The organism is Pseudomonas sp. GW821-FHT03A09 (genome assembly GCF_059421065.1).
Map to the genome: position 1 here is coordinate 420,893 of NZ_JBWKUX010000002.1, position 14,909 is coordinate 435,801.

The following is a 14,909-nucleotide window of genomic DNA, read 5'->3' on the forward strand; positions in this document are numbered from 1 at the left end:
TTCGAATCTAGAAAAAGCAAAAGTGCTGCCCGGAAAGCATTGCAGTCTAGAATGATGCCGAAGTTTTATTAATTTCAAAACATGGATTGGCTATGGAACTAAGTCCTAATAAGGTTTGGGAACGCAAGGAGTGGGAGGGCCATGTTAACGACCTTCTGCGGATCAAGCATGGACAAGAAAATTACGTCCCAATTCCTGACAGGCATAACGGTGACGCAGGTATTGAAGGGTATTCGTTCTGTGGAAATGCCTACCAATCCTTTTGCCCTGAGGAGCTATGTAGTACTGCAGAGCTGTATGAGAAGCAACGCGACAAGATGACGACTGATATTAATAAGTTCATCGAAAATAAAGACGGCAATCTCGCAAAATTCTTTAGTTCTACACTAATAAGGAGGTGGATTCTTGTAGTTCCCAACCTTAACTCTAAGTATTTGGTGGCGCATGCAGCCGTGAAAACTGTAGAGGTTGTAGAAGCAAAGCTACCTTATGTTGATAATTCTGACTTTCGAATTCTAGTATGGGACAGAGGAACTTTTAAACTCGAAGAATCCGAACTTTTAGAGCAGGGCGTGCGGGTTTTGAGGCTAGAAAGAAAAGCCATCACGGACATTGATATGTCTGAATTCCAAACAGACAAGTCAGAGTTTGTAAGGAATATCGATACCAAGCTTCTAAAGCTAAAAAAAGCTCCACAGGCTCATATTGAAAAAACGAGAGAAATCATGCTAAAACAAGCAATTCACTCTCAGAATATGCTGACAGACTTGAAGCAGGACTACCCTGAATATCACTCTCAAATTATGGGAGGAGTAATTGCTCGAGAAGAACAGTTGTATATTGAGTATTTCGAATCCGTACAAAAAAGTCCAGCGCAGCAAGTCGAGGTTTTGAAAGGGAACCTCGAGAAAAAGAGCAAACTGCATGAAGATAATTTGGAATGTATTGCAGCTGGTACGGTCGCGGATTGGATAATGCGATGCAATTTGGACTTCGAACAATGAACATATTAGATATTGTACCTAAGAAAGCGGTCTTTCGCCAAACAGGAACCCCTGTAGAGCCAGAGCTACGGCCTGTTTGGCGAATATCTTTGATTGCGTTAATTTTGTCATTGCTTAGTTCTGGGAACAAAGCCAATGCCAAAAAGATCCAAGTCTTATGCTCCTTGATTTCCTCCTCAGACAAAAGGCAACAATATTTTTCGCCCACTAAAGATTTACTTGATAACTTTAATGTGAGATTCGACCCGCTGGTGGATAGAGCTATCGACCTAGGGATAGGGGAAAAAGTTTTCGAACTGGACTCGTCTAAAAGCATTAAACTCACCAAGAAAGGGTTGGATTTTGCAAAAAAGATTGAATTCGATAAAGAAGTTTTTATTAACGAGAAAGGATTTATTCTGAAGTTCAAAAAGTCTTTTTTTACAGATGAAGTTATTGATCGTCTTATCGCGGGGGTGCGTTTGTGAGCAAGTTGAAGCTGAGAAGACTAAGGATAGTTTCGCAAACGAACGAAGGCCGATACGGTGTAGACATACCATTCTTTAAAGGGCTGAATATTATTCAGGCTGAAAATACTTTCGGCAAGTCAACGTGTATACAAAGTATTATTTATGCTTTGGGGCTGGAGGGGACTCTAGGGCCTTCTAGAAAGACTCCGTTAAAGTCTGCTTTAACGACCAGATTGAAAAAGGCAGATGGTAGCTATGCTTTAATTTCGGAAACAAAGATTTTCCTCGAAATTGAAAACTCGTCTGGCGCTGTGGTTACATTAGTTAGAAGTAGCATAGAAAGTAAAAACAGGTTAATTTCTGTTTATCAAGGTGCGCCCGGCGATGTTGAGAACCTTCCTAGTAGCGCTTTGACAGATTATTTTGTACGAGATCCTGGGGCGGCTGTGAGAGACAGAGGATTTCATCAGTTTCTAGAGAAATTCTTAGGGGTAGACGAACCGCAGGTAATTAAGTATGACGGTTCTTTTTCAAACTTATACCTTGAATCAATTTTCGCCGTAAACTATGTAGAGCAAACGCGCGGGTGGGGCGGAATTTTGAATGTGCTCCCGACTTATTTGCAGATTAAAGAACTTTCCAGCAAAATCATTGAGTACAACTTAGATCTTGATATTCAAGAGAATAGCAAGAAACGGCAACAGCTTTTGGTCAGGCAGTCCGATTTAGAGTCTGTTTGGACTGTTAATGTTGAAAGGCTCGTTTCGTTGGCGAAGCAAGTTCAAGCGTTTGTATCAGGTAATATTTCGGATGATATAAGTAAGCAGGCGGCAATAAACAGCGTGTCTGATATTTATTTTCTTGACACCGATTCCAAAGAGGTTAGCCTCGGTCAATATGTTGAAAATCTGAAAACGGATTTAGAAAAAATCAGGTCTGAGTCAAAAGCTATTGAAATTGATAGTCAAAAAATTCCTGGACTTGAGCTTGAGCTAACGTTGCTGACAGAAAAGCTTACTGCGGAGGAGGCTGCGTTTTCTATTCTTATCTCAGATCTGGATGTCAGCGATGAGTACATAAAATCTATTGATAAAAGAACTGCCTCTGTTAGAGAGAGTTTGCGTAAATATAACGATGTTAAAAAACTTCAAGATTATGGCTCAGAAGAGAAGTTTAATTTTTTAGAGGGTATTTGCCCAACATGCAATCAGCCGGTTGAAGACTCTTTGCTACCCCATATGCATAACCAATCTGCACTCGGGGTAGATGACAATATAAAGTACCTGGAAAAGCAAAAAATTGTTTTTGACTCGATGAAAGAAGGTGAGTCTAAAAAGCTGCTAACAAAAAAGTCACTAATTTCTCAGGCCCAGCATAAAATCAATGCAACTCGTGCGGAGATAAGATCTGTTAAAGAAAGTTTGACGGATGTCAAGGGGGCGCCTTCTCGTGTTCAGCTTAGAAAAGAGATTTTGCTAGAGGAAAGAATTTCTAGTGTAGAAAAGGCGGCAGCCTTGGAAACCGAGATCAAGCAGAAACTAGTTTCTGTAATGTTGGATTGGTCGACAATCACGGGAGCATTGAAAAAGCTACCTTGGGATGGGTTTAGTCGAAATGACAATATAAAGCTCAATGAGCTTCTTAATTTTTTCAAAGAAAATCTTAAAGATTTTGATTACAAAAGTACACCTATTGAAGATTTTGAAATATCTAAGCGTACGTACAAACCTGCTATCGATGAGGTGGATTTAGGTTCTGAGGCGTCCGCAAGCGATAATATTCGAGTTATATGGGCGTATATGTATACTTTGTTAGTTCTGGACTCTCGTTTGAATGGGTTATCAACAAATCACCTTGGGCTCTTGATGCTCGACGAACCACGCCAGCAAGAGACTAAAGAAGTTAATTTTAAGACTTTCATTGAAAAGGCGGCTCGAACATTTGAGTTGGATAAGCAGGTTATCATTGCGACGAGTGAAAAGTATGATGACCTGCTAAAGATGATTGATGGCTTAGAAGTTAATGTTGTTCGCTTTGAAAGCCCAGTAATATCTCGAATTGGTTTGTAATTATGACAGGCACCTGTAAAAAACAGACATCATGCTTGTGATGCACAAGCATGGTGCTACCCCTCCTCAGACAATGCGGCGGGGTTTACTTCCAATTCGGCAATACTGACTTGGGACATCAGCCGCTGCTTCCCGTTACTAGCGAAGACTACGTGACAGCACCTCCAACATCATATCGTAATCTTCCCTCCGTCTAACGATATGGAGTTTTTCTAACGCGGCTGGGTCGCACTTTAGTAGATTGCACTTACCTATTACATCGTCTGAAGCCAGCAAGAGGTTTGCGGAAATTTTGCTTTCCGAGTTTCTGATGTCTTGATCCGTAGGATAAGGCACTATAAGTGGCCGTCGATCCTTGATTGCTGCTCGGGATGCATGCAGGCTTCCGCCAACTAGGTCTGACTGGATCATCATTACGCCTTGGGAGAGTGCGGACTGAGTTTTATCCCGTATCACAAAATTCGTAGGTATTGGTTTAACATCAAACGCGAACTCTGACACTAACGCCCCACCACTGGATAGAATCGACGACGCTAAATCTTTATTTTGCGACGGTGAAACTGTGTGCAATCCATGGGCCATTACAGCGACTGTTTTTCCAAATGATTTTATCGCCTGCTTATGAGCAATACTATCGCAACCTAACGCCAGCCCACTGACAATCGCCCAGCCTTGCTGAACCATCCAGTGAGTCATGCGCTTTGTTATCTCCTCCCCATGAAGCGTAGGCTGCCTTGTACCTATTACAGCGACCGAAGGACTGTTTAAAAGCTCTACGTTCCCCTTGACATATAAAACCGCAACACGAACACCAGAAATCGCTAGCGCTCTAGGAAATTCAGAATCCAATAGGCTAATTATTTTAGTATCATTCTTGGAGGCCATATCTATTTGAAAGTCTGCATATCTACGAGCCTCATCAAACTGCTCGCTGGTCAACGATTTTTTACGCAGATCAGAGGCATACTCACAAAGCTCAACGAGCGTCTTCAATGGGTACGATGAAAGCGCCAGCACCTTTTCAATAGTGCTTGGGCCAACACCTTTCAATCCACTCAAGATCAAAGCATTGTAAGCGTCATCGCTCATCATTTTCAGTCCCTGGCCCCTGAAATTGTGTGTGCCAAGCTGATGCAAAAGACCTCTTCAGCGCCGTTCGCCCTGCTGTATTTGTCCATATAGTAGAGAGTGGCGCCAGTTGTTACCACATCATCAATCAGAAAAACCAATTTATTTTCAATCTCTGCATCGCCAGTAATCGACAGGCAATCACGTACATTTTCATATCTTTGAACCATGGTCAAATGCTCTCCATGATGCGACTTTGCCTCAGGAGAAAATTCAAACATATCATCAATTACCTCCACCGTACTGTTCGACAGCGGAGACTCCTCAAGTATGGATTCTATTTGCTCTAAAAAGTTCTCCATCCGCGGAGGCCGATTTTTCTTAGAGGGTGCCGTGGTGATTACTACTTTATATTTTTTAAACAGGCTCTTTATGCCTCCCTTCTCCCTATAAATTCTTATTTGCTCATTGACCGTATCACGAACACATTTAGCCCACTCAATGGGAAAATTATCAGTATTCTTAAATTTTACAATCTCATTGGTCAGCTCATGCCACTCCCGCCGAGGCTTTATAGACCTATGCTCTGTAAAAAGTCGACCCAACGAGATAACTTGAAGTGGCCGCTTTGTTTCTTCCACAGCACGTGGAGGAAAGTGACCCGCTCGGCAAACTCTTCCAAAGAACCCGTTATGCGCTTGAACTCCTTCGACCAAGCGCTCCAGAATAGGTAACTTTTGACCTATATCCAAAATCGCTTCAACCAGAGTCTTCTGTTTGACAACCGACGCATCAGGGATTCGCTTTCTCGCCTCATAATGCGGAGAAGCACCATGGAGCTCTGCTAACACTACCCGGACTCCTGCGTGGTAAGCTGCCTCCACGTCTCCGAGGTCATCGCCCACTATAACAATCGCTTCGCGATTCGTTACATCGCAAGCTTTCGCTGCCAAAATGATACCGTCAGGGGCTGGCTTGGTATTCTGAACATCCTCGAATGCAACGATTGATTCCCAGTCAACATCCGAATATACCTCACTCAATACTGTACAGGCGTAGCATCGAGGCGACTTGGTGAAAACCGCCAATTTCAAATTTGGAATAGCTTCTTTAAGTTCTTCAAAAAAATCTGAAGATAGTAGCCGCCTGTTTTTCTTGTTAATCTCAGCGATTAAGCGAGACTTATACTCCTGATCTTTATTTCCCAAATTGGAGGCACCGCGAAAACCCTCCAAGTCGTCAGTCAGTGCCAACGTGTTGTCCAGATCAAATATAACCAACTCAAACATCTCAAAATCCCTTTGTCGAGTCAAAGGGCAAGATTGATGGGCAAACGCCATTAATGTCAATATGACACTAGTCTTATTTCACGTACCTAACCGCTCAAGCCTCACTATGGATAACTTGTTAAGCTGGATGGTGTAGCGCTTGCTAAGAATGTCACGTCGTGAAGAAAGCTAAAAAAATCCTGATTCGATTCCACCAAAAGCCATAACCAGCTGATTTATTTATAGTTACTAGTTGGGGTACGCCAAATTTTCCACCGAACTCCAGACCCGCAGAAAACCTAGCCCCACTGACCGCTACCGTTCGTCTGGTGCCGCACCATATCTCAAAGCCCCGCACTGCGGGGCTTTGTAGTTCCTGGGATTTGGAAAACACAGCTGTAGCTCTCGCCATTAGGCCGGGAAAGCATCGCACCGATTAGCCAAAAACCCTGAACAGTGCATCCAGCCTCAACGCGCTTATCTTTCCCCGCCACCTCTCTAGACTGGGCCGTACCTTTCCCAGCCCAAGGAGCGTTGTCATGTCCAAACATTCAATCAACGGCAAGGTTGTTCTGATCGCCGGCGGTGTGAAGAATCTCGGCGGCTTGCTCGCTCGTGATCTCGCCCAGCATGGTGCCAAGGCGGTGGTGGTGCATTACAACAGCGCTTCCAGCCAGGGCGATGCCAACGCTACCGTGGCGGCTCTTGAGGCGTTGGGGGTCAAGGCGGTGGCGTTGCAGGCAGACCTGACCACTGCCGGTGCCGTGGAGAAGCTGTTCAGCGATGCGGTGGCCGCCGTCGGGCGCCCGGATATTGCGATCAACACCGTGGGCAAGGTGTTGAAAAAGCCTATGGCCGAGATCACCGAAGCTGAGTACGACGAGATGATGGCGGTTAACTCCAAAACCGCGTTTTTCTTTCTCAAGGAGGCCGGCAAGCACCTCAACGACAATGGCAAGATTTGCACTATCGTGACCTCACTGCTTGGCGCGTTCACGCCGTTCTATGCGGCGTATGCCGGCAGTAAAGCGCCGGTGGAGCAGTTCACCCGAGCGGCTGCTAAAGAACTTGGCGCGCGTGGTATTTCAGTGACGGCAGTGGGCCCTGGCCCGATGGATACGCCGTTTTTCTATCCGGCCGAAGGTCAGGATGCGGTGAACTATCATAAGACCGCCGCGGCTCTTTCGCCGTTTTCGCGCACGGGCCTGACTGATATCGAGGATGTGGTGCCGTTCATTCGCAACCTGGTGAGTGATGGCTGGTGGGTGACGGGCCAGACGATTTTGATCAACGGCGGTTACACCACCAAGTAGCGGGCGCAAAAACGATTGCAACCCCGTCATGTCGCGTTGACACTTTTCCCGACAAACCAGGCCATGGGGTTGCTATGAGCGCCGATAAGTCTGCACATCATCCGTTACTTCGCCAGCGTGATGGCCACCATGCGCGGGGCACGTTGACCAGCGTGGTGGTGTTGATCGTCAGTTTCGTGGAATGGCAGGTGATTCGCAGGTTTCGAGCGAAACAGGCTAACGCCGTTGTCGAGTACTGACCGCCCATGGACCGCATCGAGCAGTACCGCGTTTTCGTTCAGGTGGCTGAACTCGGCAGTTTCATCCAGGCCGCACGCCTGCTGAAACTGCCGCGTGCAACGGTATCGGCGGCCATTCAACAATTGGAAGCCAATGCCGGAACGCGTTTGTTGCACCGCACCACGCGCAAGGTGTCGTTGACCACCGACGGCAGCCAGTTGCTGCAGCGCGCGCGCCAGGTGTTGGTCGAGATCGATGAGATCGACCAACTGTTCCACACCCATCAAGAGCAGGTGATGGGCCGCCTGGAAGTCGATGTGCCCAGCCGTATCGCCCGACGCCTACTCATTCCCGCGCTGCCCGAATTCTTCCAGCGTTACCCGCGCCTGCGACTGGGCCTGGGCTCCACCGACCGGACGATAGACCTGGTGCAGGAGGGCGTCGATTGTGTGATTCGTTTCGGCACACCGCAGAGCAGCAGCCTAGTCGTGAAACCGTTGGGGCAGGTGTTGCTGATCAACTGCGCCAGCCCCGCCTACCTGGCCGAGTTTGGCGTGCCCACCGAGCTTGCCGAGTTGCAGGAGCGGCACGTATGCGTCGGCTATGCGGCGGGACCGGACGGGCAAGAGGCCCAGTGGGAATATTGTCTCGACGGTGTCCGGCAGTCGTTGCCAGTGCCCAGTCGCCTGGTGGTCAATAATGCGGAAAGCTATATCGCCGCGTGCTGCACAGGGTTCGGCTTGATTCAGGTGCCGTTGTTCGATGTGCAGCATTTACTCGATAGCGGCGAACTGGTGGAAGTGCTGGCAGCTTACCGGCCTCCGTCGATGACCGTGTCTGTGCTGTATCCGGATCGTCGCCAACGCTCTCGGCGCCTCGGTGCGTTTATCGAGTGGTTTGCCGACTTGATGGCGCCGTATCTGCAGAGTAGGTAACGCCGTTTCTGGGGTTTGAGAATGTAAACGCCCACAGATCGTTCAAACCTTTATGATCTGCTAGCCTGCGTTGAGCGATACAACGAGCCAAAGGAACCTGGCCGAGACGACCCCATGACGAACGCTGCACCTTCCATCAAACTCAGCACACTTCAACAAATTGCCCCCTACCTGAGCATGCGTGGGGTGTCGCCGTTGGAGTTTTTTCGGCGTTTTGGTATTTCTCCACACGTTTTTCAATACCCTGATGCCTGGGTGCCGCGGGCGGCATGCTTTCAGATAGCCAATGAAATGGCCGCTATCGCACAGGACCCATTCGCTGGCGCGTGTGTGGGGCAATTGATCGATGTGCGCTCACTGGGCGCCTGGGGCGAGTTGATTTTGGGTTCGACCAACCTCGCCCAGGCGTGTGCGGTGGCGTCGATCCATACGGAGTTACTGCACCAGGGCGGCGAAGTAACGATTGTCACTGAAGGGCGTACGACCAAGCTCATCCATCAGTTCACCGGCCCGCACGAGGCCGACCCCAAGCAAGTCGTGCTCGGCACACTGGCGCTGCTGAGGAAAGTGCCGCTGATGTCCGGCGAGCCAGGCGCCATCCGTATCCACCTGAAGAACCCGAGGGAGCGAGGCGACGAAGCGCTTGAAGAGTACTTGGGCCAGAACCTTGAGATGAACGCGCCCTACAACATGATCGAGTTCGACCGAGAGTTGCTTGAGACGCCCCTGCACTACCCCCGGGATGTCGCCTGGAAAACCACCCAAGCGTTGAAGTCGACCGTGGAAACAGCAGGCGTACTGGCCAAGCAGTTGTCGGATCAAGAGCACTCCAAACTCGCGACTATTTCAAAGAAGATCGGGCTGTCACCGCGCACCTTGCAGCGTCGCCTGGAACACTGCGGAATCGACTTCGACGCGCTACGTGACGAGACCCGTCGCAGCGAAGCGTTTCAGTTACTGGCGTGCGGTAAATACAGCGCGACCGAAATCGCTTACATGATCGGCTACAGCGATCCAGCGCACTTTACCCGCGCCTTCAAGCGCTGGACCGGTAGCCCACCCTCGCGCTACCGCGCCGTCTTGAAACAAGACAGCTAACCCCTCAACTCGGCCCTGATCACCCCTTGAGACCGCTTTAAGCGGCGGTCTTCGCGTGCACGCCCGCTTTGCTTTTGGCATCAGATGGCAAGTTTCCAAAAGGGGGTTCTTTTAAAGTCGTAAACGCAAATACCCACTTATAAGATCACGAGGTTTAAATGTTCCAGTCATCCAGGGCCTGCATTCTCGCGCTGACAGTGGCGATGGTTGGGAGTGTGAACGCCCAGTCGGCCGCCGATACGACCCTGCACGTGGGAGTCGATAACTTTGTCCGTGCGGAGTCCGATCTCTACATGGGAAAGATGGTGGAGAGTGGCAGCCTGGGGCGATTTGTTCATACCCGGGAACCGGTTCCCATCGACGCACAGACCGTAGTGCGGATGAATCGGGACACGCTGTACTCGTCAGCCGTATTCGACCTGGATGCGGGCCCCGTGACGGTCACGTTGCCTGAAGCCGGTAAGCGCTTCATGTCGATGCAAGTGGTCAATGAAGATCACTACGTACCTGCCGTTATCTACGCTGCCGGCCGTCACACACTGACGAAAGAGACCGTTGGTACCCGCTATGTGTTTGTCGCTGTGCGTCTGTTCCTCGACCCCACGGACCCCAAAGACCTAGAGCGGGTACACCGGCTGCAGGACGCAATCGCTGTCAGCCAGGCCCGGCCCGGCGAGTTCGTAGTACCGAAGTGGGATCAGGTCAGTCAGAAAAAGATGCGCGATGCCCTGGCGGTTCTCGGTTCGACAATGCCCGACTACAACCAGTCGTTTGGTCCCAAGGGCATGGTCAACCCGATCCATCACCTGATCGGGACGGCGACAGGCTGGGGCGGAAACCCGAGCCGGGACGCCATCTATCTTGGCGCAGTGATGCCCCAGAACGATGGGAAAACCGTTTACCGACTCAAGGTTGGAGAAGTCCCGGTCAACAGTTTCTGGTCTGTGAGCGTTTACAACGCCGATGGTTACTTCCAGAAGAATCCCTATGACGCCTACTCGCTCAATAACCTCACCGCCCAGAAAAGTGCGGACGGCACGATTGCCATTCAGTTCGGGGGCTGCGACGGCAAGATCGCCAATTGCCTGCCTACCACGCCTGGCTGGAACTACACCGTCAGGCTTTACCAGCCGAGCGTCGAAATACTGAAGGGCCAATGGCGTTTTCCACAGCCGCAGCCTGTCGCCCTCTGATCAAGCGCATCCATTAAACAGAAGAGCCAATAAGTTCATTAAGGGACTTCTTTGGGCACCTGAGTTTTACACCTAAGGAAAGCAGCCATGACCACCATCGGTGATTCAAACTTGTTGAAGTATCCCCTGGCACTTATGACCGGGGCGACCCTCGCCTTGGCGACCGCATTACCGGCACAGGCCGATTCCCCGTCGGTAACGGTAGGCGGCGGCGTTGCGGTTGGCCCGTTATACGAAGGCTCTTCACGCTATGCCGCGTTCCCGTCAGTGAAGTTGAAAGCGGTCATGCCGACTGAGGAATGGGGCACGTTTACGGCAGCTTTTCCGGACGGCCTGCGTTGGGACTTGCCGGGGCTGGCGCCGTTCGGGGTAGCCCTGCTGATCGGGTACGACCAGGGGCGCAAAGAAAGAATCCACACCCTGGACGGTCGGGATGACTACTTGAGGGGCATGGGCAACTTGGACAGCACGGCCTTGGTGGGGGCTGAAGCGTATTGGATTCTGCCGGCCGGGCGCCTGTTCGTTCGCGGCATGCAGGCCAGCCAGAGCCGAAATTACGGCGGCGAAAGCCTGGGGCGCACGGCCTATCTTGAAGCGGGCGTCGCCACGACGTACCCACTGTCATCGACATTGACTCTGGATTCGACGCTGTACGGCACCTGGAGCAATGAGAACGACATGATGGCGCGCTTCGGCGTCACCGCCCAGCAAGCGGCGCGCACCAAATTCGATGAGTACCACCCAGGCGGTGGGATGCGCGACGTGACCTTGAAACTGGGCCTCACCTGGCAGTGGCAACCCCAGTTGGCGCTGGAAGGCGGCATCAGGACCTACGCCCTGGTCTCCGATGCCCGCAACAGCCCGCTGACGGACGAGAAAGTGGGCGCAGCCGCCTACCTGAACGCCCTGTACCAGTTTTGATCAGCCGGCCATCGTAAAGGGAACAACCGATGAACACACTGCATAAACCACTGGGGTTGGCTTGCCTGCTCTGGTCGGGGCTGGTGCTTGCCGACGGCACCGCCACCCAGGTTACAGACCCTCACTTCAAACTCGCCCCGGGTTACCTTGACCCAGCGGATTTGCCCATGCGCCTGGCGCTGCTCGGGGCGCCACCCAAGGCCGACTCTGCGGCGCTCGCCCGGGACGAGGAAGCCCGGCGCGCGGCATTGGCCCTGCGCGGTACAACCCGCGAGAAACTCGCGGCAACGGATGCGGAGCTGTCATTCCCCGGCCCGGCGAACACATTCGCCTGCGCGATGGGTACGCCGATCAGCGAGAAAACGACGCCGCATCTGTACACCTTAATGCAACGTACGTTGACCGACGCGGGTGGCTCGACCTACGCCGGGAAGAACGCCTACAACCGCACGCGCCCATTCGTAACGCATAACGAAGGCACCTGTCGCAAAGACATGGAGCCGATCCTGCGTACAGATGGTTCCTGGCCCTCGGGCCACTCCGCAGCAGGGTGGGCCTGGGGCCTGATACTCGCGGAAATCAACCCGGCACGCGCCACCGAACTGATGACCCGTGGCCTGTCTTACGGCCAGAGCCGCGTCATCTGCAACGCACACTGGCAAAGCGACGTCGATGCAGGCCGCATCATGGGCGCCGCCACTGTGGCAAGCCTGCATGGCAATCCGGCATTCCTGGCAGACCTGGCGGCCGCCAAAGACGAAATCAAGGCGGCCCAAAAGGCTGGCCTGAAGCCTACAGAGGACTGTGCTGCCGAGAACGTAGCGCTCTCGCTGACCCAGCACTGACCGGAGAAACACCATGATGCACCGTCACAACCTGCGCCCGCCTTTGCCGCGCAAATGTATCCATCTGGCACTGCTGGTCGGTGCCTTCGCGATGCCGACCGTGGTCGTGGCAGCAGACAGCGATGGCTGGACGTTCAACGGCGGGCCGTACCTGTGGGCCGCCGGAATCCGTGGTCACGTGGGCCACCGCAGCACCGGGACCCAGTTCATAAAGTCCGACTTCTCCGACATCGCCCGCAGCGTCGATATGTCGGTGATGCTGATGGGCGAAGCGCGCCGTGGTCCCTACAGCGTGCTCGCCGACCTGATGTACATCGACACCGACACCCACAACCGCCTGCCGGCGTCCAAACTTGAAGTAGAAAGCAAGACCGCCTCGGGCTTCCTGGGCGGCGGCTACACCGTATTGGGCGATGACAATCACCGCCTGGACGTCACCGGTGGCGTGCGCGTCTGGTACAGCAGCACCGCCATCAGCCTGCATGGCGGACCTGCCGACGGCCTGTCCGGTTCCGACCAGGCAACCTGGGCCGACGCCATGGCGGGGCTACGTGGGCACTATGCCGTGAATGAGCGGTTCTGGTTGTCATCCTGGGGCATGGCGGGCGCGGGGCAGTCACGGGAAGACTGGGACTTGGCAGCGCTGGCGGGCTGGGAGTTCATGCCGGGGTTTTCAGCGGTGGCCGGATATCGAGCGATGGGGGTGAACTATCAGCATGATGGGTTTGTGTATGACATCGTTCAGAAGGGGCCGATGTTGGGGGTTAGCGGGCGGTTCTAAGGTTTAGCCAGGAAGACGCCAGCAAACAGCGCACACAAAGTCGAAGCAAAATCAGCAGGCATAAAAAAACCCCGAACCAGTCGGGGTTTTTATCGCCTGGCATCAGGCGCGACATGCGATCAATCAGAAAACGTTGATCGGGTAGTCGGCGAACAGACGGATTTCGTTACCGCCTACGTTGTAGTTGCTGGCGTTGTTGGAGACGCGCAACCAGGACGCACGCGCACGCAGGCTCAGGTCTTTGGCTGGGCCGCTCTGAACGACGTATTTGAACTGGTTGAAGATCTCACGCTCAGTGCCACGACCACGGTTGGAACCGTCGTCAATGTTGGTGCCGCGCACGTAGGCGATGTTGTAGGTCAGGCCCGGTACGCCGAAGGCGCTGAAGTCCAGGCCGTAGCCGGCTTGCCAGGAACGCTCGTCCTTACCGTTGAAGTCGGACCAGTAGGAGTTGGCCAGCAGGATGGTGTTGCCGCCATCGCCGATGCCGCCAGCGTTGCGGTAGCCGCCGTACAGGTAGCCGGTGTCGCCGGTGCTGCGCTGGTGAGCGAGGGTGAAGCTGTGCGGGCCGACAGCCCAAGTGGCGCCCAGGCTCCAGATCTTGTTGTCGCGAGCATCCGCATCACCTTGGTTTTCCAGGGCGAAGCTGCGGTCCAGCTTGGTTTTGTAGCCGTTGAAGTCAAACGTCAGAGACTGCTTCTCTGGCAGGGCCAGCACGTAGTTGACGTTGACGTATTGCTTCTTCAGCACGTCCTGCATGTTGGAGGCATACAGTGCGGCCGACAGGCTTTCGGTGAATTTGTAGCTACCACCGATGTAGTCGATGCTTTTCAGGCGGCCGCTGTCGCTACCCTCGGCACTTTTACGCGCTTCCTTGGTGAAGTGACCAGCGTCCAATTGCAGGCCGGCGATCTCTTTGGAAACGATCGAGGTGCCCTCGTAGGTTTCCGACAGCAAGCGCGAGTTGTCGTACTGCAGGACCGGTACGGCTGGCATTTGCTGACCGTATTTGATCACGGTGTTGGAGATGCGCGCCTTGACGGCTGCGCCGCCTTTTGCCAGGTCGTTGGCGGCTTCACCGCTGTCGCCTTGCTTGAAGAAGTCGATACCGCCAGCGCCGCTACGGCCTTTACCACCGTCCAGACGGATAGCGTACTGGCCGATCACGTCCACACCGACACCGACGGTGCCTTGGGTGAAACCGGACTCGAACTTGCCGATGAAGCCTTGGCCCCATTCAGCTTTGTCTTGCTTGCCGTTTTTGTAGTCGCGGCTGATGTACGCGTTACGTGCCGCGATGTTCAGGTGGCTATCGTCCACGAAACCTTTGGATTGCTCCTGGTCGTTTGCCATGGCTGTCGATGCGCTCAAAATCCCCAGAGCGATCAAACTCATCCGTTGCTTCAACATATTCTTATATTCCTTATTACTGGTTGAGTACGCACTGTGACACCAGGCTCCGTGTCGCTTTTCTGGTGTCGACTTTCACCGGAAAAAAAAGGCCCGCGGACGACCGAACTGCCGCGGGCCTTTTTTTATTGGATGAGTCATGGCGGTTAGCCACAGGCGTTGGCCGCAATCCTATGCGCGCCTTGAACTATGTGTCAATTTCGCGAATCGTCTGTATTTAGGCGAAATAATTCTAAGGAGCGCTCTACAGCGCGCTCATGAAAGTCTGAAAACGCCCCGGAAGCACTCCGAAAACATATCAAGTAACACTTTTCATACCCATAACGTTTGGCAATA

14 protein-coding genes are annotated in these 14,909 nt (G+C 52.4%); 11 read left to right on the forward strand and 3 right to left on the reverse strand.

Going from position 1 to position 14,909, the window contains the following annotated elements; all coding sequences use genetic code 11:
* Positions 1-92 precede the first annotated feature (92 nt).
* The 3 genes from AC07V4_RS04650 to AC07V4_RS04660 are packed head-to-tail and all read left to right on the forward strand — an operon-like array spanning position 93 to position 3,522.
* A complete protein-coding gene (locus AC07V4_RS04650; protein WP_213570202.1) occupies positions 93-1,004 on the forward strand; it encodes a hypothetical protein in 912 nt (303 codons plus the stop codon).
* Positions 1,001-1,471 (forward strand): hypothetical protein, encoded by a 471-nt coding sequence (locus AC07V4_RS04655; protein ID WP_213570203.1) that lies wholly within the window; start codon positions 1,001-1,003, stop codon positions 1,469-1,471. Before AC07V4_RS04650 ends, AC07V4_RS04655 begins: the two co-directional genes overlap by 4 nt.
* A complete protein-coding gene (locus AC07V4_RS04660) occupies positions 1,468-3,522 on the forward strand; it encodes a hypothetical protein (protein WP_213570204.1) in 2,055 nt (684 codons plus the stop codon). Before AC07V4_RS04655 ends, AC07V4_RS04660 begins: the two co-directional genes overlap by 4 nt.
* 138 nt (positions 3,523-3,660) lie before the next feature.
* On the opposite strand, the gene AC07V4_RS04665 is transcribed toward AC07V4_RS04660, so the two are convergent.
* Positions 3,661-4,611 (reverse strand): DNA-processing protein DprA, encoded by a 951-nt coding sequence (locus tag AC07V4_RS04665; RefSeq protein ID WP_213570205.1) that lies wholly within the window; start codon positions 4,609-4,611, stop codon positions 3,661-3,663.
* A 5-nt stretch (positions 4,612-4,616) separates the two neighbouring features.
* Positions 4,617-5,879, reverse strand: coding sequence for an HAD hydrolase-like protein (locus AC07V4_RS04670; RefSeq protein WP_492637651.1), 1,263 nt, complete (start codon positions 5,877-5,879; stop codon positions 4,617-4,619).
* A 518-nt stretch (positions 5,880-6,397) separates the two neighbouring features.
* On the opposite strand from AC07V4_RS04670, the gene AC07V4_RS04675 reads away from it, so the two are divergent.
* The 8 genes from AC07V4_RS04675 to AC07V4_RS04710 all read left to right on the forward strand — a co-directional run bounded on the left by AC07V4_RS04675 (position 6,398) and on the right by AC07V4_RS04710 (position 13,163).
* A complete protein-coding gene (locus tag AC07V4_RS04675) occupies positions 6,398-7,171 on the forward strand; it encodes an SDR family oxidoreductase (RefSeq protein WP_492637652.1) in 774 nt (257 codons plus the stop codon).
* A 74-nt stretch (positions 7,172-7,245) separates the two neighbouring features.
* Positions 7,246-7,410 carry a hypothetical protein gene (locus tag AC07V4_RS04680; protein ID WP_492637653.1) on the forward strand — a complete coding sequence of 55 codons (165 nt, stop codon included), beginning with the start codon at positions 7,246-7,248 and terminating at the stop codon, positions 7,408-7,410.
* A 6-nt stretch (positions 7,411-7,416) separates the two neighbouring features.
* On the forward strand, positions 7,417-8,325 hold the full coding sequence (locus AC07V4_RS04685) for a LysR family transcriptional regulator (protein ID WP_492637654.1): 909 nt from the start codon (positions 7,417-7,419) through the stop codon (positions 8,323-8,325).
* Between the two features lie 114 nt (positions 8,326-8,439).
* On the forward strand, positions 8,440-9,423 hold the full coding sequence (locus tag AC07V4_RS04690) for an AraC family transcriptional regulator (protein ID WP_492637655.1): 984 nt from the start codon (positions 8,440-8,442) through the stop codon (positions 9,421-9,423).
* A 158-nt stretch (positions 9,424-9,581) separates the two neighbouring features.
* Positions 9,582-10,616, forward strand: coding sequence for a DUF1254 domain-containing protein (locus AC07V4_RS04695; protein WP_492637656.1), 1,035 nt, complete (start codon positions 9,582-9,584; stop codon positions 10,614-10,616).
* Between the two features lie 87 nt (positions 10,617-10,703).
* The gene (locus AC07V4_RS04700; protein WP_492637657.1) at positions 10,704-11,537 is read left to right on the forward strand and encodes a MipA/OmpV family protein; all 834 of its coding nucleotides are present in this window, start codon (positions 10,704-10,706) and stop codon (positions 11,535-11,537) included.
* A gap of 29 nt (positions 11,538-11,566) precedes the next feature.
* Positions 11,567-12,382: an acid phosphatase gene (locus AC07V4_RS04705; protein WP_492637658.1), complete on the forward strand. Its 816-nt coding sequence runs from the start codon at positions 11,567-11,569 to the stop codon at positions 12,380-12,382.
* 16 nt (positions 12,383-12,398) lie between these two features.
* The gene (locus tag AC07V4_RS04710) at positions 12,399-13,163 is read left to right on the forward strand and encodes a hypothetical protein (protein ID WP_492637772.1); all 765 of its coding nucleotides are present in this window, start codon (positions 12,399-12,401) and stop codon (positions 13,161-13,163) included.
* A 123-nt stretch (positions 13,164-13,286) separates the two neighbouring features.
* Here the strand turns inward: AC07V4_RS04710 and AC07V4_RS04715 are convergent, their stop codons facing one another.
* The gene (locus tag AC07V4_RS04715; protein ID WP_492637659.1) at positions 13,287-14,573 is read right to left on the reverse strand and encodes an OprD family porin; all 1,287 of its coding nucleotides are present in this window, start codon (positions 14,571-14,573) and stop codon (positions 13,287-13,289) included.
* Positions 14,574-14,909 lie beyond the last annotated feature (336 nt).